Source organism: Corynebacterium freiburgense (assembly GCF_030408815.1).
Taxonomy (GTDB): Bacteria; Actinomycetota; Actinomycetes; order Mycobacteriales; family Mycobacteriaceae; genus Corynebacterium; species Corynebacterium freiburgense.
This window is the reverse complement of the sequence record NZ_CP047355.1, coordinates 604,316-630,994: the sequence shown is the minus strand read 5'-3', so window position 1 is coordinate 630,994 and position 26,679 is coordinate 604,316. Positions and strand designations below refer to the sequence as shown.

Here is a 26,679-nt window from a genome sequence, read left to right as displayed (position 1 = left end):
CTGTGCATTCTACGCACGAGTGTTTGAGCGTGCCTTAGTCTTCGGTGTTGGGTACGACAAAAAGGTGGCCTTTCCGATGAATCGGAGGTGTTTTCGGCCGGTGCACTGGGTGATTTGTACCAGTGGTTTTCCGTGCGGAACGTTCTTGTCTGCGCACTCGTGAGGTTGGGTTTCCGTGGTGTTCATCGAATTCCTGCAGGATGAGTCCGCTGGCATTACGCCCTGCCTCGCGGACAGCCTTTGCGAGGGCGGTGAGATCATCGTCGGCATCATCATGCTCAATATCGTCAACTCGCAGCATTTCCCAACCAAGTGGAGCGGTAATGCTTGCGGCGTGGGCTTCGCAAAGATCCCAACTATGAGGTTCACTGTTTGGGGCTAATGGCCCCACAACTGCAGTGGATTCGGAATATGCATAGGTGAGGGTGGCTACAGCAGGTTTGCCGCAGCCGGGGCGGGAACAGCGTCGGAAATTGCTCACAAAAGCAGAGTCTAGACCTAAAGCAGAACTTTAGGTAGCCCGCCACCCCGTTTCCCACCAGAATTAATTCCGGCGTGCCCAACTGGTTTCTTAGGCTGAGATGAATAGAGTATTGGATTATGCGGAAAACAAGTTCCAGGGATCGCCATGGGCGCGGGGTGCGTGGCCCACTGTTTCCACGTTCCATTCCGCGATACCGCACACGAAGTGAGCGTTTCGACGCCCTGGTCCTTGATGCATACGCTCCGTTACAGCAACGCTATACACAGGCTTTAGCCAACTTAGATATTGCTATTGACCTGGTTCCTCGAATGCGGCTACACGGTGTGCAATTCTTAAGCGACGAAGTATTTGCAGATGGCCCCGTCCCTCTTGGCCGCGTTATTCCCGCTGGAATCAATACTCGGGGCGTACCAACCAGACCGCGCATTGTGTTATTTCGAACCCCAATTGAGCAACGCAGCCGCACACTTGAAGAGCGCCGCAATCTTATTCACACTGCACTTACTGCCTTGGTGGCGAACCATTTAAATATATCCCCACAAGATATTGATCCCTCGTATCATTGGTAATACATGTTTTGGCCCCGATTACCGCTAGAAAGTAACCGGGGCCAAAACTAACTACTAATTACAGGGTTAGACATTAACCTATCTGACGCTTAAGGCGACGGCGTTCTCGTTCAGAAAGGCCGCCCCATATACCGAAACGCTCGTCATGTTCCAGTGCGTACTCTAGGCATTCGTCCCGCACAGCACATGCTTGGCAGATACGTTTTGCTTCGCGAGTGGATCCCCCCTTTTCTGGGAAGAATGCTTCTGGGTCAGTCTGAGCGCAGAGTGCTTGTTCCTGCCACTCCTGCTCCACAAAGCCAAACAACTCGTCCAAAGTAAGGGCCGAGCTATCCACACTGCCCGTGGCGTCGCGGAGAGTTGCGTCGCTAGCGAAATCTTCCACGCTATGCTCCTCAGTTTCTCCGTTGATTAATTTCCATGCCGCACTAAATAAACGGCGTGAAGATGAACAGTTGTGATTACACATTGCTTCCGATGCGATCGTCAACCCGCCGTAAAAGATGTGTGATTTTCAAGGTATTTCTGTTTCACTTCTTCACCAACAGTCACTTGCGCCACATAATGACAATAGAGGGGGTAAACAGCGGGGGTACTACATATAGTGCCTCAGGGGCTTAAATAACAATATGTACCACCACCACTACACACAGGCCCCTTTAAGCATCGGATGAGAAGCGAATCCCATTATCTGGGATAATTACCCCCGGCCACACCCGCATGCCTTTGCCTAATTCGCACCGTGCACCAATATGCGCACCCTCCCCAATTACGCAATCGGCAATACGTGCATTGGCCCCAATACGAACGCCAGAAGCAATAATCGAATTCTCAATCACCGCACCAGGTTCAATTGTTACACCGTCAAATACCACGGTGGCATCGAGCCGACATCCAGCTCCAATTTCGGTTCCTCGGCCCACAACTGTGCCACCAAGAAGCAGCACACCATCCTTCACACCCGCGGTTTCATCAACAATGCTTTCGCCCGTCTGTCCCACTAAAAGTGGCGAATACGCAATGCCTCGAACTAGGTCAGAAGAGCCGCGAACAAAATCATTAGGCGTCCCCATATCGCGCCAATATGCATGGTCTACATGACCATAAACTCGGCGCCCTTCCTCCAGGAACTTAGGAAAGGTTTCGCGCTCTACACTTACCGCCCTACCTGCAGGGATACATTCGATGAGTTCGCGGCGGAATACATAACATCCAGCATTAATCTGATCAGTGGGAGGATCTTCAGTTTTTTCCAAGAACGCTTGTACCCGCCCCTCCCTATCCGTTGGCACACAACCAAATGCACGTGGGTCTGGTACTCGAACAAGATGCATGGTTACATCCGCTTCCTTAGAAACATGCGTTTCTAAGATCGCCGTGAGATCCGTGCCACCAAGCACATCCCCATTAAATACCATTACGGTGTCATGCCGAAGCATATCGAACACGTTTCTGATTCCACCGCCGGTACCGAGGGCTTCCTCCTCCACCACATATTCGATTTCAAGGCCAAATTTCGAACCGTCCCCGAAATACTCCTCAAAAACCTCAGCTTTAAACGATGTTCCTAACACCACGTGAGTAATCCCGGCTGCCTTAATACGAGCCAAGAGGTGTGAAAGAAAAGGCACACCAGCGGTGGGCAACATGGGCTTAGGTGTGGATACCGTAAGGGGGCGTAGACGAGTCCCCTTTCCACCGACGAGAATAACGGCATCTGTATTGCTCGCCACTGATGTGATTTCATTCATCGCTAGGTGGTTACCTTTCAACTCTAAGTTCACTTTCGAATTTTCGTAGCTCCCACAACTACGGCAGCGCGGACTCGCAAACCAAGCCACAGCGCGGCGCGTAATGGAGCTTGCCAGATTCCTGGATGCCGGTCAGCCTGGAACCGGTATGCGCTATCGTGGTGCGCTGGCAGCATAATTTCCGGGTGTTCGCCCGCAGCATGGCCTTTTGCATGCATAATCTGCGCGGAAGGACAAAAGATATTGCTATATCCGGCGCGACTAAAGCGGTCCCCCAGATCCACATCTTCCATATACATAAAGTAGCGTTCATCAAATCCGCCAATGGCGTCAAACGCATCCCAGCGAAGCAATAAACATGAACCTGAAAGCCATCCAGCTGGCCGTTCACGGGTCATATCTGCATTATCTTTATAGGACTTGGACCATGGATTATTTGGCCAAATAGTGCCAAAAAGTGCATGCCCAATACCATTACGAAGTGTTGGTACAGCGCGTGCAGAGGGATATGCTGACCCATCAGGTTCACGGATATAAGGCCCAATTGCCGCAGCTTGCGGGTGACGGTGTGCACACTCAATCATTGCGTCAATGGCACCGGGATCAAACACGACATCTGGGTTACTGACCACAAAGAATTCGGTGTCTATTTCGCCCGCGTTTCGACGCCCCGCCAATGCGCGCGCCGCGACATTGATAGCACTTCCATACCCAATATTTCCACCGGTAGGCAGGAATTCGATGGTATCCCTGGCTGCTGCTTCCGGGATACCATCTGTAGAGCCATTATCTGCCATAACAATATGTGTCGGCCTATGAGTGGCGTGTGGTACGGACTCTAAAAAATCTTTGAGGTACTTGCCAGGCGAGTACGTTACGGTAATAACGGCTATTGGAGTGTTCACAGCCACTAGATTCTAGCCGTAGTCGCACGTGCTACACCCGTTTGCCACGCAGGTAAGGGCTGGAAACCCGCAGCCTTCCATGATGAAGTATCGAGCACAGACCAAGCAGGCCGTGGGGCTGGCCTGGGAAATTGCTCAGAAGCACATGGCAAGACCCTGGACGGATCAGCCCCGGCACATTCAAAAACCTCTCGCGCCACATCCCACCAGGAAGCTTGCCCCTCCCCCACCGCGTGAAGAATTCCCTCCGGCTGTTGTACAACCACATCCCAGAGTCCACGTGCTAGATCGATGGCATAGGTTGGGCTCCCGATCTGATCATTCACCACCTGGATATCACGTTGCTGTGCAGCTAATTCCAGCATGGTGGATACAAAACACGAATGCATTGGCAATGTCCGCCCGCTATATACCCAAGCGGTACGAATAACTGCGGCGTGCGATGCTGTAGTGAGTACCGCTTGCTCACCGACCAGTTTTGTTGCGCCATATACAGAAGCCGGTGCGGTCGGGTCGTCGATACGCAGTGGATGTTGAAAATTCCCACCAAATACATAATCTGTGCTCAGTTGCACAATGTAGGGTCCACGTTGAGCTAGGTAACGTGGTGCATGTCCATTAATGGCCATTGCTTGGCCTTGATTTTCCTCCGCCTGATCAACCGCCGTGTAGGCTGCTGCATTGATAATTACGTCTACATCCAGCGCCGGATGTGCGGCGACAGCAGTCGGATCCGTAATATCAAGTTCAGTCCGCGTAAGGTAATGGACTTGAGCATCTGGAGGTTGTGTGAGACGTAACGCGGCGGCAACTTGGCCGCCTCCACCCACCACCGCAACCCTCATGGCTTAGACTCCTTGAATTAGAAATAAAAACAAGGACCATCGTAACTTTGGGAGTTTCTCAGTGACCGACCGGTACCGTACCGTCCGCGACATCCAGGCCGCACCATCAGCACCCGCGGCATTCCGGCAAGCAGGCCCACGCGCCGTACGTGTACTCCTGGCATTGATGTCCACGTTGGTCCTTGTGTTTTCCGGAATGGGGTATTTCCTGGTTGGGGCATTAAGCCAAACCGTATCCGGTACTGGCAATCTAGGTCTTGGCGACGGTGAAGGCAGCCGACCTGGCCAAGCAAAAGATGGTGCTACAGATATCCTTCTTGTGGGTTCCGATTCCCGCTCTGATGCCCAAGGCAATGCTCTCACTCCAGACGAAATCGCTATGCTTCGCGCTGGTGATGAACCGAATGATAATACTGACACTATTATGCTGATTCGCGTGCCCAATGACGGCACCTCTGCTACAGCCATTTCTATTCCTCGTGATACTTATATTCGCGACGATGAATTTGGCAATATGAAGATTAATGGCGTGTATGGAAACCATAAGGCCAAGCGCCTTGGGGAATTAATCGAAGACGGCGTAAGCAATGAAGCAACTCGTGAAAACCAAGCAAAAGACGCCGGGCGCCGCGCATTAAGCGAGGCTGTTTCCGACCTCACTGGTGTAACCGTTGACCATTACGCTGAAGTTGGCCTCCTGGGATTTGTATTGCTTACCGACGCCGTCGGCGGCGTCGACGTCTGCCTCAACGATGCCACGTACGATGAATTCTCCGGTGCCGATTTCCCCGCTGGACGCCAAACCCTAAATGGCCCCGATGCGCTATCCTTTGTGCGCCAGCGACACGGACTTCCTCGCGGAGACCTTGACCGCATTGTGCGCCAGCAGGTATTTATGGCTTCATTGGTCAATAAAGTCCTTTCTTCTGGCACATTATCCTCCCCAGGCAAGCTAAATGAGCTTTCTACCGCCGTCGGCCGAAGCGTCACTATCGATGAAAATTGGGATATCACCCAATTTGGTTTGCAGCTCCAAAACCTTGCGGGCGGCAATGTGCACTTTGAAACCATCCCCGTTACCAGTATCGACGGTGTGGGCGATTATGGCGAATCCGTAGTCACGGTGGATACCAAACAAGTGCACACCTTCTTTGAGCAATTGCTCAAACCAAAAGATCAGCGCGCTGAAATGGGTAACACCCCGCCTAGCTCTTCTGAAACTCCGGCACCTGAAGACCCAGCAAAACCACAACATAGTGCCAATATCTATGTATTAAATGCCGGTGGTGTTTCCGGCGAAGGCGCCCGAGTAGGCAATCATCTCACCGAATTGGGCTACAACATTGTGGAAGTAACCAACGCCCCTGAAGGTTTATACACCGATTCCCGAGTACTCTCAGCCAATGCCAATGACCCTGCCGCCCGCGAACTTGCGAAGCTCCTTGGTGATGTCCCGATCGGCGTTTCTCCATCCTTAGAGCCCGGTGAACTCGCGGTTGTAGTGCACACAGATTATCGCGGACCTTCTTCCCAGGAAACCACGCAAGAAACCAGCTCGCAGCAAACTTCTGTTGGGCAACCTGGTTCACCAGTAGATGAAGAAAGCGCCTCACCAAAGTTTAATGCTGGCGGCGACGGCCCCCGTTGTGTGAACTAGGGTACTTCTTCGCATACGCTAGGCCGCATGGAACTGCTACGTCATCTATTAGACGCCCAAGCCACCACGCCTAGACTTACTGTGTATAACGAAACTACTGGTGCCCGCCTTGATTTTTCCGCAATCACGCTGGATAACTGGGCTGCCAAAGTGGCAAATATGCTGGTAGAAGAGTTTGATCTTAGCCCTGGCGAAAGCATTCGAATAGATCTTCCTGCCGGATGGCAAACTGTAGTTTTAGTGCTGGGTGCATTAGCGGCAGGCATTGAACCGAAATTCTCGGGCGAGGGTGACGTGCTTTTCACTGCCCCCGATCGCCTGGCTGATTTAGAAGGATGGATTGCGCTTGTAAGCGACGATCCATTTGGCCGCGGCATTGCAGAAACGGGTGGGGAGGTTCCACCCGGAATTATTGATTTCGGCCCCACTGTTCGTCTTTATGGTGATGTATTTGATGCCCCCACGCCGGCCCTTCCAGATATAGTCCCCACATCCCTGCCGGCAAAGGTTCGCACCCTCGCAACAGGATGGACCGATGCACAAAGTTTTGCAGCTCAGGTGCTGGAACCGCTTGCCGCTGGCGGTTCTACAGTGATTGTAACTGGGCTTGCCGACGCCACGCGCCTTGCAGCCATTGCAAAGGCTGAGCGAGTCACCCTGCCATTGCATTCTTAGCACCCAAAAAGGATTGCGCAATTTACCCCCGAGTTGGGTTAAATAGCCCACATAGTAACCATATGAGTGATTCGGGTTACTACATTAGGGGGGACGTGAATTTCTTCTGTCGATTGCGTCAGAAAAACCAAACGAGAAGGAAGTATCCCTATGAAGCGCATTGCAGCGGCAACTATTTCACTGCTTGCCTCCGCCGCCCTCTTTGTCGGATGTAGCTCCGACACCGGCAGTACCACAGGCAGCAGCTCCCAAGCCGCCGACGAGGCTTCGGGCGCACGTGGACCCATTACATTCGCAATGGGTAAAAACGACACCGATAAGCTCAAGCCGATCATCGAAAAGTGGAACTCCGAACACCCCGACGAGCAAGTAACGCTCAAGGAACTCGCCGGTGAATCAGACGACCAACGTGAAACCCTCGTCCAATCCCTCCAAGCAAAGAGCACAGACTATGACGTCATGGCTTTGGACATAATTTGGACTGCGGACTTTGCCGCCAATCAATGGCTTGCTCCACTCACTGGTGATCTTGAGGTAGACACCTCCAAGCTTCTCCAACCAACTGTGGAATCCGCAACCTATAACGGCACCCTTTATGCAGTTCCGCAAAACACCAATGGCCAATTGCTATTCCGCAATACAGAACTTGCACCAAATAAGCCAAATAATTTCACAGAACTGGCTGATTCCTGCAAGGATCTCCCTGAAGAAAAGGAATGCCTCACCCTCCAACTCAAACAATATGAAGGCCTTGCGGTAAACACCGTTGGCTTTATTGAAGGTTGGGGTGGTCACGTTGTTGAATCAGACGGTAAGACTCCTGCTGTGGACTCCCCAGAGGCTAAAGAAGGTATGCAAGCCATGGTGGATGCCTATAAGCAAGGTGTGATTTCCAAGTCTTCTACGGGCGCTACCGAAGAAGAAACCAATAATGCATTTGTTGGTGGGGAAACTGCCTACGCCATTAACTGGCCATATATGTTTGATAATGCTGGGGAATCAAACTCCGCCGTTGCAGGTAAATTCGAAGTTCAGCCACTAGTAGGCAAAGACGGTGTTGGTGTTTCCACACTTGGTGGCTACAACAATGGAATTAACGTAAATTCCAAGCACAAGGCCACTGCTCGGGACTTTATTACCTTCATTATCAATGAGGAAAACCAAACTTCCTTCGCTGATGCTTCATTCCCGCCAGTATTGGCATCGATTTATGAAGACCAAAGCTTGGTTGATAAGTACCCATACCTGCCAGCGCTCAAAGAATCCTTGGAAAACGCCGCTCCACGCCCTGTGAGCCCCTTCTACCCAGCTATTTCTAAGGCCATTCAAGATAATGCCTATGCTGCATTAACCACCGATAAAAGCGTCGATGATGCTGCAGCAGATATGAAAGCAGCTATTTCCAACGCCGCAAAGTAATGAAATATTACTAAGAGGGGAGAGCATTGAACGCTCTCCCCTCTCTGCTTTTGTTTTTGCACACAACCTAAACTGACACCAATTGTGAGGAACACTGTGACCAAAAAACCCACGCGCGCAGTCATTCTCTTAATTACTCCGACCCTAGCGGTGCTTTCGGTAGTTATTGGCTATCCAATTTTGCGCGCTATCTGGCTGTCCTTCCAAGCGGATAAACGCCTCGATCCGGAAACCGGCATTTTTATTGAAGGTGGTTTCGCAGGAATTGAACACTATTGGTATTGGCTTTCACAACGATGTATGGGTGCCGATGGCACCATTGGCACGTGCCCTCCCGGAGTGCTGGCCACGGATTTCTGGCCAGCGGTCCGCATTACATTGTTTTTTGCCATTGTGACCGTGGCATTGGAGACGATCCTTGGCATGTGGATGGCAATGGTCATGAATAAGGAATTTAAAGGGCGTGCTTTTTTACGAGCCGCCGTATTGATTCCTTGGGCCATTCCCACTGCGGTCACCGCAAAACTGTGGCAGTTTATTTTCGCGGATCGGGGAATTGTTAATGCCTTATTAGGCACTCATATCCATTGGACAACGGATCCTTGGGCAGCCCGCGTTGCGGTAATTATTGCTGACGTTTGGAAAACCACCCCCTTTATGGCCTTACTCATTTTGGCTGGTCTCCAAATGATCCCGAATGAGCTTTATGAAGCCGCGCGCGTTGATGGTGCTTCCCGATGGCAGATTTTTACAAAAATCACCATGCCATTAGTAAAACCTGCGCTCATGGTCGCAGTGTTATTCCGAACCTTGGACGCATTACGGATGTATGACCTACCAGTCATTATGATTTCCAGTTCTTCGAATTCTCCAACAGCAACCATTTCACAACTCGTGGTAGAAGATATGCGACAGAATAACTTTAATTCAGCTTCCGCGCTTTCCACTTTGGTATTTTTGCTGATCTTTACAGTCGCATTTATTATGATCCGATTCTTTGGCGCTGATGTGTCTGGCCGCGCCGCCCGTAAGGAAGGTGCTACACGATGAAAACAGTCCGCACATATGCTGGTGTTGTCCTGATCCTTATTTGGGGTTTGGCACCATTTTATTGGATGCTGATCACCGCATTACGGGATAAGAAATACACGTTCGATACCACCCCTTGGCCAACCCACGTTACATTAGAAAACTTTTACGACGCCCTCTCCACCAGCGAAGGCAATAATTTCTTACGCGCCATCGGAAATTCCCTACTTGTTGGCGCCCTCACAACATTCCTTGCAGTTCTTGTCGGGGTCTTTACCGCCTATGCATTGGCTCGCCTGGATTTCCGCGGCAAGGGTTTTGTGACCGGTATTGTTTTGGGCGCTTCTATGTTCCCAGGCATTGCATTAGTCACTCCACTGTTTCAGCTTTTTGGCGATCTCGGCTGGATTGGCACCTATCGCGCATTGATTATTCCAAATATTTCCTTTGCATTGCCGCTTACTATTTACACATTGGTATCGTTTTTCCGCCAGCTTCCATGGGAATTAGAAGAAGCGGCGCGTGTCGACGGCGCGACGCGCGGCCAAGCATTCCGGCTTGTGCTCCTCCCACTTGCCGCCCCTGCCTTATTTACCACCGCAATCTTGGCTTTTATTGCCACCTGGAATGAATTCATGCTGGCTAAGCAGCTTTCTTCCACATCGACCGAACCGGTTACTGTAGCAATTGCCAGGTTCTCAGGCCCGAGCTCATTTGAATTCCCCTACGCATCTATTATGGCGGCGGGATCTTTGGTAACCATCCCGCTGGTCATTATGGTCCTTATTTTCCAGCGAAGAATTGTTGCCGGGCTCACAGCCGGTGGCGTAAAAGCCTAATTGGTAGTATGTTCACATGGACCCCGAAGACCCTACCCGCGAAACCAGGAGAAAACTCCAACGTGATGCCCTCACCGGATTTCTCTCCTTTTTTGCCTTGGTCTCCGTAATCCAAGCCGTGCTCAATCTTTTTGCCCCAGAACCCGCAATTTGGCCAGCAGCGCTCGCACTAATCCTAGTGATACTTACCATAATTAGTTGGCGCAGCAGCTAAAAATAGGCCAGCTGCTTTTTGGGGCTACTCCACGATGCTAACTTCAGCTTTAATATCCTCAAAGGAGGATTCGTGGATTTTCTTATATTTGCTGGCACACCATTACTTATTTTCTTAATTGGAAAGCGATACGGACTCATCACCGCCGGAATAGTTGGCATCATTGCAACTATACCAATATGCTTTTATTATCAAGCATGGAATATTCATCCGCTGATTTTCTGGCTCGTACTTTACATTGCCGCAATATCTATTCTTAATGCAATTTTGGTGCGATCAGGCGCAATAGAAGTCGCCCACTATCACCTAATTCGAAAATTCCCAGCCCCCGAGAAGCACGTCTTCTTTGCCATGGCCTACTTGTATCTCATCACCACATTCACCGGTAATGGATACCTTGTGTATTCCGCATTCCCATCGATTTACCAGATATACAATCAGCCACTTCAGAAACCCGACTTAGCTAATAAATTTTATGCCCTCAGTCTTCCAGCCCAAGCTGGCGCCCTTACATCACCGATGTCAATTCTTCCGCTAAGCCTAGTATCGACCATCCTAGCAAGTGAACGTCCATTCCTACCAAGCATGTATCTCGCCTTTTGCGGCACAATTATATTTTTTACAATAATGTTTTCTCTGGCCGAAATAAAACCCAGAGTTAATGAACCAATGGTTGTCCTCGATCCTATATTTATACACCTTGAAACTAATCCCTTAAGTCATAGAACCAGCGATCAACGATATAGGTCAAAGAATGCTAATTGGGTTCTAATTACCTATTGTTTTGGGACGATAGCGACGTTAACCATAACAATACAAGCTTATTTGAATCCGATCACAGTTTACAATACAACAATTACACCACTTACTGCAGCAACTCTGGCTACACTTGCACTCACATTGCTACTTGGATTAGTAAGCCAAGTATCTGTTACCAGTTTGCATAAATCTCCCGTGGCAAAATTAGGTTTATCTTCATTTTTTGGAACACTAGCGTTTACAACGGTGCCCAATGCCATCATAGTTAAAAACTTCGATAGCATTTATGAGTCACTGCATAGTGTTCTATACGCATCATTTGTCACACCACTTGGGCCCCTAATATGGTTTTTCTTATTACCAGGAATCTTAGGGGAATGGCTAGCATCCCTTTAAAGTTTAAGTTTGTGAATTAACAATTTTTAATTAAGCTAGATTTTTTAAAGGTAAATACATGAATTTGCTTCTTTTTGCAGTTACCACACTAATCGTTCTAATAGTTTGGAGACGCTATGGAATCAGCATTGGCTGCCTAACGTGTAGCTTCATTATCATACTCCCATATTATGTGATCCCTAAATGGAGTTTTGAGTCCTCGACAGCAATTACCATAGCATTAATGACTGCGTTTTGGAGCATTAATATAGCGCTTATTAATTCTGGCACAATGACGATGACGCGCCAAGTTTTCCTTAGGAAATTCGCCACCATACAAACATCACGAACTTTACAAGCGCTATATACTTTTGCTGTGACTTTTCTGACCGGTAATGGTTACCTCATGCATTCTACACTCCCCTTAATACATAAAAACTCCAGTAAACAACTAGGGCCGGACATCTTAAAATACCAGGTAAAAAGACTAAATGTCGCCACACAACTTGGCGCTTACCTCTCACCACTATCTCCACTGGCTTTAATCTTTGCACCAATTGTATTAACAAATGACAACGCAGCTTTTCGGACAGTTACGCTACTAAACTGGTTTATTATAGCCACGTATTTTACTTTGCTTACCGCCTTGGTTTTCAATAAATTTATCCCCCAATCAGAATCAGGTTTTATTTTCAAGCCATTATTTAGCCACATCGAAAAACCATTAAACTTTGCTTCTTTCTATGAATATGAACGCAAGAGCGCCCGCAATAAACTGCTATTATCGGTTTATATTGGCGGAACTGTTTTAGCGTTGAGTAGCATAATATGGGCACCATATGTGCCTATCGCGAATCAATACGCTTTTAGAAACTGCTTATTAGTTTCCGCTAGCGTGCTAACAGTTACAGCTGCTTTGCTAACTCTTTTCTCGAGAAAGGGTAATCTATACTCATTTTTGGTGGATAATAAAGAATTAAACTTTTTACTATATGCAAAAATTATATGTTACTGTTTTTTCATTTTGATCGTCGAGTTTATCGCTGATACTTTTTTTCAAAAAGATTTTCGCAAATTGCTGGATTTCTTTCTTTTTGATCGTAGCTCGTTATATACGATACTGGATTACTTTATCAATGGGGCTTAATCTTTCACCAGTTTTCGCATATTCAAACCAAACTAAAATATTTTTCACCGTGACTACGTATTCCAGCTGGCAGTATTGTCTTATACTTTATGACCTATATGGTCACGGTTTGCACTACACTGCTAAGCGTCAAGTAGGTACTCACGCATATAAGGCAAAGTAAAACCAAGGTACCCATATTTTGGGACCACAATAAGTTCCCGTGCTAAAAGGTTTGCGCGGCGTACTGATAGGGCGTTGGGTTTTACCCCGAGTGCTTTAGCAAGTGCACCGGTTGGTACGGGATCATTTCCTTCCATAAGGTTTGCCATCGCTTTCAGCATATTGACTTCACTATCGGGGACACCGGCAAGAGCAGGGCGGTGTACTTGCGTGCCCATGCGTTTAATAATCTGTGGGTGGGCTTGCCGTACATCGTGAAGCGTGATCTCGTCTCGCTGTTCCAGGCTGGCATATGTCCAAATCAGTGACCCCACAAGCTGAATGAGATATGGATAGCCTTGGGAAATGCTTGCAGCTGCTTCGGCTGCTTCTTCGGTAATCTCCTTTCCGCTATCAATGACTGTTTGGACTATTACATGTCGGGCTTCTTCGTGAGTTACTGGTAGCAGCTCTACTCGCTCTGCGCGACGTAGAAACGTAGTGCCATCATGCTGGAGTAGATTATTGATCCCTAGAGGCAGCCCTGCGGCTACAAATGCAATATCGTATTCATCACGGATTAAGTCTTGGACCGCAGTTGCTAGCTGGTGCATAAGTTCGGGCTCAACACTCTGCACTTCGTCTACGGTAATAAGCACTCCGGCTTCGTGTTGCCCTACCAGGCTGGCCAGCTCTCGGAATTTGGAAATAAGTGTAGGTACGGGCTTTTGCCCGGTTTCTACAGACGTAGAAACTGAACCGATTCCGGCGATTGATGCACCAGTGATTGTGCGGGTCGTTTGATCCTCTCCAAGAGCAGTCAATGCCTCAGGAATCGTCGATTGAATAAGCTGCTCTATAAGGTGGTTGTCGGGGTAGGCACGAAGTACTACCCACCCAGCTTGGCGGGCAGCATCTTCTACCTCATTCAGAAAGACAGTTTTCCCAATCCCACGACTACCAGAGACGAGCATTGCCCGGTAAGGGCTACCTATGCCTTCGACGAGTCCGATTTGAAAATCTCGGAGCGATTCTTGGCGGCCAGCTAAATATAGTGGGGAAACCCCGAAGCTTGGGCGGAAGGGATTTCGTTGGGCCATTCCAACTCCTTTCGCAATGGAGTAGATCTTATAGAACTCCACCCAAGGCTTAGAACTTATAGATCTCTCTGAATTAAATTGAACTCTTCAATAGTGGCCAATGATTCTAATGCAGATGCTGTATCCATAATAGACATCGCAAAGCCGTTCTGAATGAGCACATAGTCACCCACTTGGGCTTCTGGTAAATAAGCCAAGCAACAGGTGCGTTCTTGCCCAGCAATATCGAGCCTTGCGGAGGGCAGCGGTCCGTCTGTAATTTCGAGTATTTTAGCGGGGATTCCTAGGCACATTCCACGGTCCTTACATTCATTTGGCCTTCTGGCGCGGAACTACACGGCAAACACGGATCGGCTGCACGGATTGCGGCTTCTGGATCGAAACGCAATAGCATTTCCGCAAGCCAAGGTTCATTTTGCGCAGTTGGGGTGAGGATTTGGCAGGCCGTAAGCACACCATCAACCGCAGTATAAACATGGGCGAGGATCCCACGGGGGCCGTCGATAAGCCCCACGCCGGTGCCATCGCACAGTGTTCCAGGCGTTTCCCAAGGGCCACTATAATCCGCGGCTAATAGCACCTTTATTTGGTCGAGCGCATGGTTGATTTGGTGAGCTTGCGCGGCTATGGGATGCATATCGCCGAATTGTGCTAGCGGCCCCACCCGGTAGGGCTCGCCTTGGTAGGTGGGTTGTGGTGCGGGCTCACCGCGGTGCTTTTCCATGACCAACTCAGGCCACTGTTCAATAGGGGCCCCGGTACTTAACTTGGAACCTAGTGGATCAAACTTATCTTCGGTTTCCAGGCGGAGCGAAAGCCCCGAATAAGCATCATCCCATTCCAATTCTGGTACGGTGATCGGCTCTGGAATTGCAAGTTTTGAAATAGTCGCTGGGCGCACCCCACCAGGAAGAGCGACATCAGGAAAATGCCCTGGGCACCCTGCCATAGTGAGCACTTCTTTGGCGAACTTTTTCAACTCTATAGCCTTGTCTGGGCTATGCGAAAAAATCTTCGGGGCTACCGCATCGAGTACGGAACCATAATGCAGCAGGCGGCGTAGGTTTTGGGCTGCTGGTGGCGGCGAAACATCAAAAAGCATATCGAGGGCACGTATGCCCGCTAAGTGGTGCGTTACCGGACAAATCCCGCACAGGCGTTTGACTATATCGGGGACCTCAATAACCTTGCGCCCAAGCAACATAGAATCCAAGCGAGGTAATGCGGACAGGTCGAACCTAGGGCCGTTTTCTGTAACCACGATCCGGGCTTCGAATGGGTCAAGAAAGTGATCGAGCCGCAAGGTTGTGCTCATCTTCCTGCCTTTCCATAATAAAGAGGTGCATGAACTTGGTTTACTCACCGGCGTAATGCGAGCCGCTAAAGAAACAGCTGGAGAGCGCCCTATTTTACGTGTTGCCTTGCAGATAGGCACTCGCGCAGGCGTAGTTGAAGACGCGCTCTACGCCGCCTGGGAACTTGTTGGTGAAGGCGAACTTATTGTTGAAATTATACCCGCAACCGTATATTGCCCCGCATGTGCTCAAGAGCAAGAAATAGATGAATTTTTCGCCCTTATCTGCCCAGCGTGCGGCACCCCAACTGCAGATCTTCGCCATGGCCGGGAATTCGCTATTCAGTATGTGGATCTTGCCACCGAGCCATAAGCTCCCGCACCGCCGCAACTGCATTCGGGAGTGCTTGGATCACGCTTTCGCTCAGCCCTACGTGAAGCTCAGCTGATTCCGGTACGATCCCAACCACTGCTACCCGGCGCGGCTCATGTCCAAGGAGTTTTGCTGTGGCGAGCAGATCTAACAACCCCACCTGGTGAGGAGACAACTTCGATTGTAAAAGCCGTGGAACTTGGTCCCCTTCAAGCACTACAACAGTCCCTGGGGTGTCCCCTGCCACGGCGTCGAGGACGATTAAATCCTCGGCGTCTTGAACTATTGGCAATAATTCCATACCATTTGTCCCACCATCGATATATTCGACAGTGTCTTCGGCAGCTGTGCTATGGCGGCTAGGAACCCAATCAAGGTCATCAACTTTCTCAGCTCGAAGCCGACGCATAATGGCAAGTCCTATGCCATCATCACCCATAATTGGGTTGCCAATACCGAGTACAATCATCCGATCTCCGGTGCATCTACTGGTCGGGCTCCGCGACGCAACCATACGCCACCATTAAACATAGATGACACACCACCGTGGCGTTCCAGGGCATCTGCACGAATAGCCAAATACACATGAAGCACCACAAACGCCCACAAAACAAACATAATAAGCGCGTGGATTAATCGAATTACCGGAATACCAAACCAGTGCACCGGATAGGCCATAAGAATCCAAAACCAATTGTCCTGGTGGTAAAGCCCATACAACATAAGCCCGGTCCACATTTGGATAAAACACATTGCATAGATTCCAGTATAGGAAAGCTGCTGCAAAGGATTATGTGCCAAATAGAGCGGTCCGTGTTTGCGCAGGAACATATAGTACTGCATAGTTCCCCACAGGTTTTTTACGTCTTCTTTGGAGTTCAATGGCCACAGTGAACGCCAACGTAGCTGCCTGTCTTTAGCTGTAAAACTCAAGATCAAGCGGGAAAATCCAAGCCCTAACCACAAGAATGCGGACACATAATGGATAAGCCTGATCCAACCCATTAAATACCCAACATCTGGTCCGGTTTCTGCGGCAGGCCCAAAAAACGGCCGCATAATGTAATAGCCGGATGTGCTCATAAGCACAATAAGTGCCATATTGGCCCAGTGCTGAAAACGCAATGTTGCGGACCAAATGTTTACGCGTACCCATTCATTCGGATTAGCTGCCACATTTGAGGCAAGTTCCTGTGGGTGCTCCAAGGAAAGCGCCACAAAACCTTCCATGCGGTATTCGCCTATGGTGCCATCTGAGCCTACTGGTGCACTTGCCACTGCCAGACATCTACGGCCTGCTTTATCTTGGATTTCCGCGTTTCGGGTAATAAGCGCGCGCTCTTCGCGGGTCATTTTGGCGGATGCCATTACGGCATTAAAATCACCGCGCATAACCATTACATTGCCTACTTGCGGTAAATCTACTTTGGCTAAGGAGTATTTGCGCTTTGGGCTTGCGGGGCTGAATTCTGAAGTAAACGTTGGGACAATATCTGGGCGGTTCACCTTCAGTGAGGCATCCAGCGCCAAATCTACTGGGTCTTTGGAGCCTTCTGGGGATACTGCCGCCATCGCTAGAAGTCGTCCGGGGCTTAGTTTTCGCACCGGATAGCTGGTTGCCACACGAATCACTCGGGTGCTCATGGCGTAATCACCTGCACTTGCATATTGCCGTTTTCATCCATGATGTGCACAGCACAGGACATACATGGATCAAAGGAGTGAATGGTACGTAACGCTTCCAATGGTTGTTTAGGGTCAATGAGAGGATGTCTTTTATTCCCCGCAAGGGATTCTTCATACGGCCCCATATTGCCTTCGGGGTCACGGCCGCCAGCGAGCCATGTGGTAGGAACCACTGCCTGATAATTTGTGACCTTGCCTTTTTCTATACTGACCCAGTGCCCAAGGCAACCTCGGGCTACTTCTTGGAGGGCAAACCCATCGGCTTTCTTTGGCCAGGATGAAGGTTCCCATTTTGTTGGGTCGAAAACATTATAGTCACCACGGGTTAACCCATCAATAAATTTTGGAAGCAAATCATCACTGAGATGATGGGCTGTAGTCACTGCCTCGACCGCCCTGGCAAAGGTACGGCCACCAGTAGAATTCAATTGCTCGACTTTAATATCGAGTTTCTTGGCTGCTTCATCAACCAATTTTTTGGTGAGTTCTTCGCCTTGAATATATGCGGAGAGCACTCGGGCAATCGGACCAACCTGGGTTGGGCGGCCGTCGTACCGCGGTGCTTTGGACCAGGTATATTTATCGCTATCAGCTAGCCACGTATATGGCGGTTTTGGCCCGGTGTATTTTACTGTTGTTTCCCCAACCGCAGGCGCAACACCTGCGGAATCACCGTCTTTGTATGTGTACCATGCCGAGGAAATATATTCACGGATCATGCCAACTTCCAAGGGGTGCACTTTGGTATAGTCGCCGTCCAGAATTACGCCTGGTTTTACTTTGGGGTTTGTATTCGACACCGCTTGTTTATTGACGTCCCCCTGGAACCGCGTCCCAGACATGCCCACCGCTAGGAAGTTCGGGGAAGATGCCCCAATATCAAAGTAATCCTTATACACCGACATAATCGCTACGGCATCTGGATAATAACAATGCTCCACAAAATCCGAGATTTCCTTCACCCAAGCACCAATTTGATCTAATTGCACTTGGTTAACGGTTTCTGATTTATTCGGGTCAATTGAGCACGCCATACCACCAACAAGGAAATTCGGGTGCGGATTTTTACCACCAAAAACAGTATTTACCCGAATAATCGACCGTTGGAACTCCAATGCATCAAGATAGTGTGACACCGCCATCAAATTCGCTTCTGGGGGAAGCCTATAATCCGGGTGATCCCAATATCCTCCGGTAAAAATAGAAAGCTGCCCGGATTCCAGAACCCCCTGCAGGGTTTCCTTTACCTTGGCGAATTTTTCCTCTGAATTTCCAGTCCACTTCGAGCCAATAGACTTAGCAAATTCCACCGCTTTTGCTGGGTCTGCTTCTGCAGCAGAAACCACATTTACCCAATCCAAGGCGTGAAGGTGATAGAAATGCACAACATGGTCATGGATTTCTTGGCTAGCCATAACAAGGTCACGAATTAATTGTGCTTGCGGTGGTGGGTTCGAGCCAATGGCATCCTCAACTGCGGTAATCGAAGCAACTGAATGCGTTCCGGTGCACACACCACAAATGCGACCAACAAATGCCCATACGTCCCGCGGATCACGATCCTTCACAATGGTTTCAATGCCGCGGAATTGCGTGGTTTCACTCCACGCCTGCACAATCTTGTCGCCTTCTCGTTCAAGCTCGATGCGCAGATGCCCTTCAATACGAGTCAAAGGGTCAATAACAACACGTTCAGCCATTACTGATCGTTTTCCTTTCCAGGCATTGTTGGCATAGGCAAGTGCACTGGTTCACCAAACGCCGCTAATAATTCTTCGTCTTCCCGGTGACGAGACTTTCGAACCGCTGTAATACCGGCGTGCACTGCCGCACCGGCTGCCGCCGCACCGATCATGCCCCAACCGAGTTTTTCCACGCTGGATTCAATACCCACGCCAACCACATCAGGCAGCGTGGAATAGAACGGGGTGAACTTATCAAAGAAGTCTTTTTCTGTGCAGCCAATACATGGGTGTCCAGCGCCAATCGGCCAACCGGACTTTAAATTCCATTGAATAATAGGGCACGGGCTAAAGGTCGAAGGACCTTTACAACCAACTTCATAGAGGCACCAACCATTGCGAGCGCCCGCATCATCAAAGGAACGAACAAATTGCCCGGCGTCAAAATGTGCACGACGCGGACACGAATCATGGATACGCTGATCGTAGGCAAATAATGGCCGCCCTTCCGCATCTACTTTCGGTGCGGTGCCATGAGTAAGCACATACGTAATGGTTGCGGTAATAACTTCACCAATTGGCGGGCAGCCAGACACATTAATTACTGGCTTATCTTTAATAATTTCGTCTACACCTACCGCACCGGTTGGATTTGGACGTGCAGCCTGTACCGATCCATACACCGCGCACGCACCCACAGCCAAAATAACGGTGGCATTTTTCGCGGCGTCAAGAAGCACCTGCTCTGCTGAATGCCCGCCGATCATACAGTACACACCGTTTTCCTCGACGGGGACCGAACCATTCACCACCAAAATGTGGGGCTGCTCATTAAGATCATGCAGCGCTTTCTCCGCAGCCTCACCCGAAGCCGCCATGACCAGCTCGTTGTAATTCATGCTGAGCATGCCTAAAACTAGGTCCTCAACAGTGGTCCCACCCGAACGTAGTACCGATTCCATACAGCCCGTGCACTCCTGCAGCTGCAGCCACGCTACATTTGGCTTTTCGACGGCCCCGAGCTTATCGGCAATCTCTTGGGCTTGAGTTTCCAGTTCTTCTGCATGGGCTTGCGGGATCTCTGGAGCACCGTACGCAAATAATGCGGCAAGTCCGCCACAAAGCTTCATAAAATCGCGGCGTGAAACCCCCCGCCGCTCAAGGTTTTCGCGCAAGGAAGAACCCTGCCAACTAGCGCCGAAATCCATGAGATCCATCCTTTTTATTCGGTACATGCGTATGTTTGCAGACTATCGCCCCCAGGACAGTTCAGCCACCCAGAACTGTCGGCTCACGCTCGGCAAAAATCCGTAATTCATCGCCCCGAACTGCGGGAATCGCTTATACATCCCCGCAGGTCAGGGAACCCTTAGTTACCACAATGCAAGAAATCTCACAGGGGAAACTTACCCCCAAAGCACCCCTTTACACAGGAAATCAAAGCAGCAGTTGGGCCAATACACTACCAACCACACATGAGGTAACCACCCCAATCAAACCCGGAATAATAAACGAGTGATTAATAATAAACCGGCCAATGCGAGTAGTGCCCGTGCGGTCAAAGCCAATACACGCCAAATCCGAAGGATAGGTTGGCAAAATAAAGTAGCCGTAGGCCGCTCCATAGAAACCAACGAGCACTTCAGGGGCTACCCCTAATTGCAAACCAATAGGAGCAATTGCTACCAGCGCCGCCGCCTGGGAATTCACCAGTTTGGACACCACAAACAATACGATTGCATATGCCCACGGAGCTTGCTCAATAACTTCACCGAGGCTACTCTCCAACGCTAAAACATGCGTTTGAAAGAAGGTGTCTGCCATCCAGGCCACACCAAATACCGAAAACACCGCTGTCATACCGGCTTTAAACACGGTTGTCGACGCAATTTTACTATTGTCTGCCCCGCAAAACACCAAGATTATGGCGCCGGCTGCAAGCATAACCATTTGGATAACAAGGTTCATTGAAAGCGGTTTTAACTCACCGTTTTCCCCAGCAAATTCAGGACGGAGAAACTCAAAAGCACCAAGGATAACCACTATAAGAATCGCGGAAAAGAACACACCAACCGCACGATACGCGCTTGCCGGAAACACTTTCCCCAATAAAGTTTCACTAGCACCGTAAATGGCTTCTTTAAATTCGGGATCTTTTAGTTTTTCTTGGAACTGTTCGTCTTTATCCAGGTCTTTTCCGCGGCGCAAGGACCATAAGGCGGCAAGTACAACGCCACAAAGAGACGCTGGCAAAGCCACACTAAGAATCTGCGGAATAGAAAACGCTTTGCCGGTGACCCCCGCATTTTCCGCAAGTATAGAAACCAATGACACAGTGGCAACGGAAACTGGTGATGCCGTAATTCCCATCTGCGATGCCGTAGATGCTACTGCCATGGGCCGCTCTGGCCGGATATGTTTTTTCACCGCAATGTCTTCGATAATAGGAAACATTGTGTACACAACGTGACCAGTGCCGCATAGCACGGTAAGTGTCCAGGTAGTAAGCGGCGCCATTATGGTTATCATTTCTGGTTTTTTCCGCAGAAGTTTTTCCGCGAATTGCATCATTACATCCAAACCTTGGGATTGTTGAAGTGCAGATGCGCAACCAATGACCGCAATAATGGTGAGCATTACAGACATTGGTGGTTCGCCGGGTTCCAGCCCGAAAACGAACACCATAATGATGAGGCCAACCCCCGAGATCAAGCCTAATCCAATACCCCCATAGTGCGTTCCGCGAAGTAAACAGAACAAAATCACCGCTACTTGCAAAATAATTGCAAGTGTTGATGTTGGTTCCAAAATTGAAGCCAGCATAACGCTAACCTTCCCCTAGGAAATAAGAAATTAGCGTTATATAGGCTTAGCGTATCACTTAAATAGCCATTGAAGCCAGGATTCGATGCCTTCTCCCGTTTTTGCCGAAACTTCAAACACAGGCACACCGGGATGAACTTTTTCTAGATTTGCTTTAAAAAGTTCCATATCAAAATCAAGATAAGGAAGCAGATCGATTTTATTCACCACCACTGCTTCTACGGAGCGAAACATCACTGGGTATTTCAGTGGTTTATCCTCTCCTTCGGTAACAGAGAAGATCATGGCCTTGCGGTGTTCTCCTACTTCAAATTCCGCTGGACACACGAGATTGCCGACATTTTCAATAAGAACAAGGTCAAGGTTTTCAAGATCCAGGTCTTTTAAAGCACGCGCCACCATTGGAGCGTCTAGATGACATTCGCCACCGAATCCATGCCCCGTATTCAATAATGAAATTTGTGCACCATATCCTCCGAGGCGGTCCGCATCAATAGAAGTTTCAATATCTCCTTCGACCACCCCTACGCGGATTTTTCCTTGCGCGGCTTGCAGAACATGTTGAAGAACACTGGTTTTCCCGGCACCTGGGGAGCTCATAATATTGACTACTTGGACATTATGTTTATCAAAAGCGGCGCGGTTCTCTGCTGCGCATCGATCATTTTCTATAAAAATGTCTTCAAGTACTGCAATACGTTCTTTGCCGGTGGTATATCCCGAGTGGTCGTCGTGAGTGTGGACTGTGCCATCGTCGTGGCGGTGGAACCGACCCATGGTGAGTGCCTTTCTTAGTCAACATCTATGTCGATGACGCGGAACTCTTCCCCGGAAACAATGCGGGTTGGGGCGTCGCAAAGCGAGCAGGAAAAGTCCAGTTCACCGGTGACATTTGTGAGGTGCCCGGTTTCGCATTGGAGTTGTAGCGGAACCGGAATTATATGAAGGTGTGCAGTTTGAAGTGGGGTGTCTTGAATAACGAATCGCCAAGCATAGGCAAGTGTTTCTGGCACGACTTGGCGGAGTGCTCCTACTTCGACCCGCACTTGGCGGACAGTTCGGCCTGCTGCCGCACGCGCCACAACTTGGGCTAGTTGAGTACTTAATGCCACTTCATGCACAGCTTTGAACCTAACAAGTTTCTGTGAAAATCGCAGCTACTCTTCCGGCGGGGCACTTGGGATAGGAAGCCAATCCTCATACTTATCTCCGGCTGTGAGTGGTACCCCGTTGCGTTGCAGGTGGCGTTCTCGTTGTTTTTTCCTTCGCTTGCTTAGTGTTGTGCCCCACCTTCCAAATCCATCATATTTCGGAGGACGTAACGAATACTCTTCCGGTTCGGTTGCTTTGTTATGGCGGGTAGTTATACCTTCCGGGGTACCGGTGATTTTTCCAGCCAGTGGCCCGGTTGGCAGGGTTGTTACTATGCGGCCAGTATTGAACTCCCAGGTAATTGCACCATATTCATCGGCGGCGGCCCGGGCATGACGATCAGTTTTATAGTTGTGGTGGTGCCGGCAGAGTGACTGCAAATTTGAAAGTGTGGTCCAGCCACCCTGCTCGTGATTAACAATATGGTCGATATCGCAATAGCGCGCGTCGATATGGCACCCTGGGAAGCGGCATGTTCCGTCGCGGAGCATTACAAGCATGCGTTGCGCAGGCGTTGGGTCATGCACATCACGGCTAATTGCGGCTATCGACGTCGCGTTATGGTAGCGGTATTTCTGTGATAGGCGTTGTTGCTGGGTTTTTGTAAGGCGGCCAATGCCTTGTGCATAGACAAGTTCAGCGTCTTGGTCTGGCTCTAGTTCACATATACCGAAAATATGAACGGTGTGATTAAGGGTTGTGGTTCCATTTCCGCACAGCTGACTGGTAATTACCTCATCTTGGCGGATCCCCTGGTTTTTTGCTGCAACTTCAAGGTTTTCTTTGACCATATAGGCGGCGTCACTAGGCAGGGTGACCATAATAGTAGAAGCCCCCGGCTGCGTGGACTTTAATAATTCCACACCGAAATTAGGTTCAATTATGCGGTCAACTTCGGCATCTTGCACTTCAAGATCCTCATAAAGACCCAAACGGACGAGTTCATCACGCAATGCTTGGCGAATATGCTGCCAAGTTGGCAATGCCTGCCTGGGTTTGCTTGGGCTGAGTTGATTGACCAAGAAATTATCAATGCGATCCCACAACGCACTCGGTTGCCCTAAGCAAGGCGCGGCCACCAAACCCATCCAAATTGTGCGCAGCATTTCATAGTTAATATGACCGAGGTCTAATGCTAGTTGTTTGAGTTTAGGCAAATAATGATGCAATAGATAGCAGCCGCCGAGGACATTCTCCATCCGCATTTCAGAATATTGCCCACTCATTGCGGCAAAGTCTTTTACAATTTCCTCAATATTTTCATTTTCAAAGTCTATGCCAACAGTTGCCGATAAATACGTGCGCAGAAAACGTTGATTTTGCGCAATTTCATGAGCACCGAGTGGATTTTCTGGATGGTGCATAAGGAAACCAATTTCCTCAGATTTTCCCCGCGAACCCCGCCGAAGCATTGTTTCCATGCACCTCCTTTTTGATCTACTTTGATACTACCCCGCCACCAAAAGAAATTCTAGCATTTCCGCAGCTCAAGACCTATTTCAAACAACTGATTCCACTACCCCCACAAAGCGCCGTCACCAGGGAAAACAACATGCCAACCAATTGAACAAAACAAAATTTAGCCATATATTTTCATGGTGGACATAATGCAGAACTATGCGAAATTACACGCTAGAATGCCATCTACTCAATGTTTTCTATATAGGGGTCCAAAATTGATGCTTAGCGGATTTGCGACCGGCAAATATATTAAGGTGATACTGGCCACATTTTAAAATACACAAAAGGTTACAATATCACCCCCATTCAGAAGCTTGGAATAATTACCGTTTCCCCTGAACCATCCTCAATATACCAAACAAAAGAATTGCCACAATAATCACACCAAGTGCACCTAATACCAACGCAGCCACTACGCCCAAACCACGCTCTTCAGTGGTTTCAGTGACAGTGCTTTTCGACGTCCCTTCCCCTAAGGTTTCCTGATAGCTCAATGTAGGCTGCACCCTGGGTTCGCCAATGGTTTCGATGCCGAGCTTGAATTTCACAGGCAATGATTTGGTTTGTTCATCGGCATTACGGAAGTGCGTATTGTAACGAATACCCACGATTTGTTCCCCTGAGAGAAAACCTCTGGAATAGTTGTTATTCTTGGTATTTCCCCAGTTCAGAGGAGCACTAACACTATAGCCACGCCGGGATTCCATATCGCTCAAGGTAAGTTTGTGGATAGTGCTGAAGCTTTCCGACCCTTCAAAGGTTTCCAGATTCACGGGGGTATACACCGGATTTAGAACAACCCAATCGAGCGTTCGCCTAATTTCAGTAAACGCAACCTCCGGGTTTTCAACCTCAAATGGCGGGGCGTCGAAAAGCAATTGTAAGCGTTGGCCTTCTTGGACCGGCACTTTAAACCACTGCATTTCACCCGGCACGATCTCCACATCATATGCACCTGGCTGTACTACCTGAGCCTGACTCGGACCAAACGCAGCCGATAAGCGGCCTTGAGTTTCACCCACTTCTAAATTAGGAGAGGTCTCCGTTGTTTCAATCTTGGTTTCTGCAACCTCTAGCTGGGGCATTTTCCAGAGTGTAAACTCCGTGGGCAACTTTTTCTCCGCCGCAAGAGACCCCTTTCGTACCATACGAAGATAGAGTTCTCCTGGCGCACAGGATTCTCCAGCCGGCTTTGATACCACAAAACTAGTCAATGGGCTTTTGAACTCATTTGCGGCAGGATTTACTTTGTACTCTTGTACGCATTTAGTGCCGTGGGCATCAGTAAACTCGACCTCCTGACGTGCAAAATGGCCGACTTCGCCGCCTGCTGTATCCGGCGGAACCGTGATAAAGCTGGCGATAATTTGCTCCCCTTCCGCAACCTTGACCTTATAGTGCAAAGTCTGCTCGGCTGCCACTACATCCTGATAATGAGTAGGATCCGGAACTCCATTATTAAGCCCACCAACTTCCAAGAGCGGCGCATCTGCTATATCACTGGCGCCCTGTACCGGGACACCACCTGGCTGGTATTTTTGCAGGGTTCGCATAGTTTTTAGGACCAATTGTTCCTTGAGCGAAGCAGCATCTTGGGCATCGGCATATGAGCCACCCCCTTCTTGTGCAATACACTGCAACTCTGTACGAGCCTGCTCATCTACATTGAGGCCGATAACATTGATTACGATGTCAATGCCGCGCTGTTTAATCTCTTTGGCAACCTCACATACTGGTGGTGGTGCACAGGTATCAATACCATCAGAAACCAAAACGATCTGACGGGGCCCTTCCTTGGGTAACTCGTTTTCGGCCTGCAGGAGTGAAGCACCTATGGGTGTATAGCCGCGCGGATGCAGGCTTTTCACTTGGTCTATGATTTCTGTTCGATTACCACCAAGGGGGACTAGAGTACGAACATCCTGGCAGCCTAATTCTTTTTCTTCATCGGAGCTACCGGTTTCGGTCCCATAGGTAAGTAAAGCAACCTGCTGCTCAACAGGAAGCTCACTAAAAAGTTCCTCCGCTGCCTGCTTGGCGGCATCCATACGCGTTTGGCCACCTGCATCTTCAGCAAGCATAGAACCCGAAGCATCAACGATTACCGCCGTTGCTGGATGTTCTTCAGCGGTGGCAACTGGCGGTAAAGCGAGAACTAACACCAAAGTTAGGGACGTCGCAAATACTAGGATCCAACGAACACACGAAAAGCATTGCGGCAAACACATATTTCATAGGCTAACCAAAAATATTTCATAATGCGCACTAAATCAGCCCCGAATCGCACCACCGATTAAGG

General features: G+C 49.3%; 27 protein-coding genes. 10 read left to right on the top strand and 17 right to left on the bottom strand.

All coding sequences use genetic code 11. The features are described from left to right. Nucleotides 1–34 precede the first annotated feature (34 nt). Nucleotides 35–481 carry a DUF3499 domain-containing protein gene (locus CFREI_RS02895; protein ID WP_027012500.1) on the bottom strand — a complete coding sequence of 149 codons (447 nt, stop codon included), beginning with the start codon at nucleotides 479–481 and terminating at the stop codon, nucleotides 35–37. 119 nt (nucleotides 482–600) lie between these two features. Here CFREI_RS02895 and CFREI_RS02890 point away from each other — a divergent pair, with 119 nt between their 5' ends. Continuing rightward, nucleotides 601–1,053 (top strand): metallopeptidase family protein, encoded by a 453-nt coding sequence (locus CFREI_RS02890; RefSeq protein WP_027012499.1) that lies wholly within the window; start codon nucleotides 601–603, stop codon nucleotides 1,051–1,053. Nucleotides 1,054–1,126: 73 nt separating this feature from the next. On the opposite strand, the gene CFREI_RS02885 is transcribed toward CFREI_RS02890, so the two are convergent. The 4 genes from CFREI_RS02885 to rfbD all read right to left on the bottom strand — a co-directional run bounded on the left by CFREI_RS02885 (nucleotide 1,127) and on the right by rfbD (nucleotide 4,554). Continuing rightward, on the bottom strand, nucleotides 1,127–1,438 hold the full coding sequence (locus CFREI_RS02885) for a WhiB family transcriptional regulator (RefSeq protein ID WP_027012498.1): 312 nt from the start codon (nucleotides 1,436–1,438) through the stop codon (nucleotides 1,127–1,129). A 274-nt stretch (nucleotides 1,439–1,712) separates the two neighbouring features. Beyond that, the gene (gene manB, locus CFREI_RS02880) at nucleotides 1,713–2,804 is read right to left on the bottom strand and encodes a mannose-1-phosphate guanylyltransferase (protein WP_027012497.1); all 1,092 of its coding nucleotides are present in this window, start codon (nucleotides 2,802–2,804) and stop codon (nucleotides 1,713–1,715) included. A gap of 29 nt (nucleotides 2,805–2,833) precedes the next feature. Then, nucleotides 2,834–3,709: a glycosyltransferase family 2 protein gene (locus CFREI_RS02875; RefSeq protein ID WP_027012496.1), complete on the bottom strand. Its 876-nt coding sequence runs from the start codon at nucleotides 3,707–3,709 to the stop codon at nucleotides 2,834–2,836. 5 nt (nucleotides 3,710–3,714) lie between these two features. Further along, on the bottom strand, nucleotides 3,715–4,554 hold the full coding sequence (rfbD, locus tag CFREI_RS02870; protein WP_027012495.1) for a dTDP-4-dehydrorhamnose reductase: 840 nt from the start codon (nucleotides 4,552–4,554) through the stop codon (nucleotides 3,715–3,717). Nucleotides 4,555–4,615: 61 nt separating this feature from the next. Between rfbD and CFREI_RS02865 the strand changes: the two genes are divergently transcribed. From CFREI_RS02865 to CFREI_RS02830, 8 genes are all read left to right on the top strand, one after another. Beyond that, entirely contained in the window at nucleotides 4,616–6,211 is a 1,596-nt protein-coding gene (locus CFREI_RS02865; RefSeq protein WP_027012494.1) for an LCP family protein, read from the top strand. 27 nt (nucleotides 6,212–6,238) lie between these two features. After that, the gene (locus CFREI_RS02860; RefSeq protein WP_027012493.1) at nucleotides 6,239–6,886 is read left to right on the top strand and encodes a TIGR03089 family protein; all 648 of its coding nucleotides are present in this window, start codon (nucleotides 6,239–6,241) and stop codon (nucleotides 6,884–6,886) included. A 150-nt stretch (nucleotides 6,887–7,036) separates the two neighbouring features. Beyond that, a complete protein-coding gene (locus tag CFREI_RS02855; RefSeq protein WP_027012492.1) occupies nucleotides 7,037–8,305 on the top strand; it encodes an ABC transporter substrate-binding protein in 1,269 nt (422 codons plus the stop codon). 96 nt (nucleotides 8,306–8,401) lie between these two features. Then, nucleotides 8,402–9,355, top strand: a complete 954-nt coding sequence (locus CFREI_RS02850) for a carbohydrate ABC transporter permease (protein ID WP_035112069.1) — start codon at nucleotides 8,402–8,404, stop codon at nucleotides 9,353–9,355. Then, nucleotides 9,352–10,173: a carbohydrate ABC transporter permease gene (locus CFREI_RS02845; RefSeq protein ID WP_027012491.1), complete on the top strand. Its 822-nt coding sequence runs from the start codon at nucleotides 9,352–9,354 to the stop codon at nucleotides 10,171–10,173. The genes CFREI_RS02850 and CFREI_RS02845 overlap by 4 nt, the downstream gene beginning before the upstream one ends. Nucleotides 10,174–10,189: 16 nt before the next feature. Next, the gene (locus CFREI_RS02840) at nucleotides 10,190–10,387 is read left to right on the top strand and encodes a hypothetical protein (protein ID WP_027012490.1); all 198 of its coding nucleotides are present in this window, start codon (nucleotides 10,190–10,192) and stop codon (nucleotides 10,385–10,387) included. Nucleotides 10,388–10,459: 72 nt separating this feature from the next. Then, a complete protein-coding gene (locus CFREI_RS02835) occupies nucleotides 10,460–11,542 on the top strand; it encodes an anaerobic C4-dicarboxylate transporter family protein (RefSeq protein WP_027012489.1) in 1,083 nt (360 codons plus the stop codon). A 223-nt stretch (nucleotides 11,543–11,765) separates the two neighbouring features. Then, a complete protein-coding gene (locus CFREI_RS02830) occupies nucleotides 11,766–12,668 on the top strand; it encodes an anaerobic C4-dicarboxylate transporter family protein (RefSeq protein WP_169719148.1) in 903 nt (300 codons plus the stop codon). A 122-nt stretch (nucleotides 12,669–12,790) separates the two neighbouring features. Here CFREI_RS02830 and CFREI_RS02825 read toward each other — a convergent pair whose 3' ends face one another. From CFREI_RS02825 to CFREI_RS02815, 3 genes are read right to left on the bottom strand one after another with little or no spacing between them, the layout of a single operon-like run. After that, nucleotides 12,791–13,909, bottom strand: coding sequence for an ATP-binding protein (locus CFREI_RS02825; RefSeq protein ID WP_027012487.1), 1,119 nt, complete (start codon nucleotides 13,907–13,909; stop codon nucleotides 12,791–12,793). Nucleotides 13,910–13,965: 56 nt separating this feature from the next. Beyond that, nucleotides 13,966–14,202 carry a HypC/HybG/HupF family hydrogenase formation chaperone gene (locus CFREI_RS02820; RefSeq protein WP_027012486.1) on the bottom strand — a complete coding sequence of 79 codons (237 nt, stop codon included), beginning with the start codon at nucleotides 14,200–14,202 and terminating at the stop codon, nucleotides 13,966–13,968. Further along, complete coding sequence (locus tag CFREI_RS02815; RefSeq protein WP_027012485.1) at nucleotides 14,193–15,224, bottom strand: nickel-dependent hydrogenase large subunit; 1,032 nt, start codon at nucleotides 15,222–15,224, stop codon at nucleotides 14,193–14,195. The genes CFREI_RS02820 and CFREI_RS02815 overlap by 10 nt, the downstream gene beginning before the upstream one ends. A 25-nt stretch (nucleotides 15,225–15,249) precedes the next feature. Between CFREI_RS02815 and CFREI_RS02810 the strand changes: the two genes are divergently transcribed. After that, on the top strand, nucleotides 15,250–15,576 hold the full coding sequence (locus tag CFREI_RS02810; protein WP_027012484.1) for a hydrogenase maturation nickel metallochaperone HypA/HybF: 327 nt from the start codon (nucleotides 15,250–15,252) through the stop codon (nucleotides 15,574–15,576). Here CFREI_RS02810 and CFREI_RS02805 read toward each other — a convergent pair. The 9 genes from CFREI_RS02805 to CFREI_RS02765 form a co-directional block, all read right to left on the bottom strand. Beyond that, entirely contained in the window at nucleotides 15,542–16,045 is a 504-nt protein-coding gene (locus CFREI_RS02805; RefSeq protein ID WP_035111976.1) for a HyaD/HybD family hydrogenase maturation endopeptidase, read from the bottom strand. The two genes, CFREI_RS02810 and CFREI_RS02805, sit on opposite strands and share 35 nt — an antisense overlap. Further along, nucleotides 16,042–17,220: a Ni/Fe-hydrogenase, b-type cytochrome subunit gene (gene cybH, locus CFREI_RS02800; protein ID WP_027012482.1), complete on the bottom strand. Its 1,179-nt coding sequence runs from the start codon at nucleotides 17,218–17,220 to the stop codon at nucleotides 16,042–16,044. Before cybH ends, CFREI_RS02805 begins: the two co-directional genes overlap by 4 nt. Further along, the gene (locus tag CFREI_RS02795; protein WP_027012481.1) at nucleotides 17,217–18,962 is read right to left on the bottom strand and encodes a nickel-dependent hydrogenase large subunit; all 1,746 of its coding nucleotides are present in this window, start codon (nucleotides 18,960–18,962) and stop codon (nucleotides 17,217–17,219) included. Before CFREI_RS02795 ends, cybH begins: the two co-directional genes overlap by 4 nt. Further along, a complete protein-coding gene (locus CFREI_RS02790) occupies nucleotides 18,962–20,152 on the bottom strand; it encodes a hydrogenase small subunit (protein ID WP_027012480.1) in 1,191 nt (396 codons plus the stop codon). The genes CFREI_RS02795 and CFREI_RS02790 overlap by 1 nt, the downstream gene beginning before the upstream one ends. Before the next feature lie 229 nt (nucleotides 20,153–20,381). Then, a complete protein-coding gene (locus CFREI_RS02785; RefSeq protein WP_027012479.1) occupies nucleotides 20,382–21,767 on the bottom strand; it encodes an anaerobic C4-dicarboxylate transporter in 1,386 nt (461 codons plus the stop codon). 54 nt (nucleotides 21,768–21,821) lie between these two features. Beyond that, a complete protein-coding gene (gene hypB, locus CFREI_RS02780) occupies nucleotides 21,822–22,544 on the bottom strand; it encodes a hydrogenase nickel incorporation protein HypB (protein ID WP_027012478.1) in 723 nt (240 codons plus the stop codon). Nucleotides 22,545–22,558: 14 nt separating this feature from the next. Then, nucleotides 22,559–22,888 carry a hydrogenase maturation nickel metallochaperone HypA gene (locus CFREI_RS02775; protein WP_027012477.1) on the bottom strand — a complete coding sequence of 110 codons (330 nt, stop codon included), beginning with the start codon at nucleotides 22,886–22,888 and terminating at the stop codon, nucleotides 22,559–22,561. A 36-nt stretch (nucleotides 22,889–22,924) separates the two neighbouring features. Beyond that, complete coding sequence (locus CFREI_RS02770) at nucleotides 22,925–24,340, bottom strand: HNH endonuclease signature motif containing protein (protein ID WP_027012476.1); 1,416 nt, start codon at nucleotides 24,338–24,340, stop codon at nucleotides 22,925–22,927. A gap of 363 nt (nucleotides 24,341–24,703) precedes the next feature. Then, a complete protein-coding gene (locus CFREI_RS02765; protein ID WP_084170727.1) occupies nucleotides 24,704–26,608 on the bottom strand; it encodes a vWA domain-containing protein in 1,905 nt (634 codons plus the stop codon). Nucleotides 26,609–26,679 lie beyond the last annotated feature (71 nt).

What these genes read in the sequence shown, in the direction of transcription:
- CFREI_RS02785 (WP_027012479.1), bottom strand. Translation starts at nt 21,767, where the DNA reads ATGCTGGCTTCAATTTTGGAACCAACATCAACACTTGCAATTATTTTG.
- CFREI_RS02805 (WP_035111976.1), bottom strand. Translation starts at nt 16,045, where the DNA reads ATGATTGTACTCGGTATTGGCAACCCAATTATGGGTGATGATGGCATA.
- CFREI_RS02845 (WP_027012491.1), top strand. Translation starts at nt 9,352, where the DNA reads ATGAAAACAGTCCGCACATATGCTGGTGTTGTCCTGATCCTTATTTGG.
- CFREI_RS02890 (WP_027012499.1), top strand. Translation starts at nt 601, where the DNA reads ATGCGGAAAACAAGTTCCAGGGATCGCCATGGGCGCGGGGTGCGTGGC.
- CFREI_RS02790 (WP_027012480.1), bottom strand. Translation starts at nt 20,152, where the DNA reads ATGGATTTCGGCGCTAGTTGGCAGGGTTCTTCCTTGCGCGAAAACCTT.
- CFREI_RS02840 (WP_027012490.1), top strand. Translation starts at nt 10,190, where the DNA reads ATGGACCCCGAAGACCCTACCCGCGAAACCAGGAGAAAACTCCAACGT.
- CFREI_RS02795 (WP_027012481.1), bottom strand. Translation starts at nt 18,962, where the DNA reads ATGGCTGAACGTGTTGTTATTGACCCTTTGACTCGTATTGAAGGGCAT.
- cybH (WP_027012482.1), bottom strand. Translation starts at nt 17,220, where the DNA reads ATGAGCACCCGAGTGATTCGTGTGGCAACCAGCTATCCGGTGCGAAAA.
- CFREI_RS02825 (WP_027012487.1), bottom strand. Translation starts at nt 13,909, where the DNA reads ATGGCCCAACGAAATCCCTTCCGCCCAAGCTTCGGGGTTTCCCCACTA.
- CFREI_RS02830 (WP_169719148.1), top strand. Translation starts at nt 11,766, where the DNA reads ATGACTGCGTTTTGGAGCATTAATATAGCGCTTATTAATTCTGGCACA.
- CFREI_RS02765 (WP_084170727.1), bottom strand. Translation starts at nt 26,608, where the DNA reads ATGTGTTTGCCGCAATGCTTTTCGTGTGTTCGTTGGATCCTAGTATTT.
- CFREI_RS02860 (WP_027012493.1), top strand. Translation starts at nt 6,239, where the DNA reads ATGGAACTGCTACGTCATCTATTAGACGCCCAAGCCACCACGCCTAGA.
- CFREI_RS02820 (WP_027012486.1), bottom strand. Translation starts at nt 14,202, where the DNA reads ATGTGCCTAGGAATCCCCGCTAAAATACTCGAAATTACAGACGGACCG.
- rfbD (WP_027012495.1), bottom strand. Translation starts at nt 4,554, where the DNA reads ATGAGGGTTGCGGTGGTGGGTGGAGGCGGCCAAGTTGCCGCCGCGTTA.
- CFREI_RS02815 (WP_027012485.1), bottom strand. Translation starts at nt 15,224, where the DNA reads ATGAGCACAACCTTGCGGCTCGATCACTTTCTTGACCCATTCGAAGCC.
- CFREI_RS02855 (WP_027012492.1), top strand. Translation starts at nt 7,037, where the DNA reads ATGAAGCGCATTGCAGCGGCAACTATTTCACTGCTTGCCTCCGCCGCC.
- manB (WP_027012497.1), bottom strand. Translation starts at nt 2,804, where the DNA reads ATGAATGAAATCACATCAGTGGCGAGCAATACAGATGCCGTTATTCTC.
- hypB (WP_027012478.1), bottom strand. Translation starts at nt 22,544, where the DNA reads ATGGGTCGGTTCCACCGCCACGACGATGGCACAGTCCACACTCACGAC.
- CFREI_RS02770 (WP_027012476.1), bottom strand. Translation starts at nt 24,340, where the DNA reads ATGGAAACAATGCTTCGGCGGGGTTCGCGGGGAAAATCTGAGGAAATT.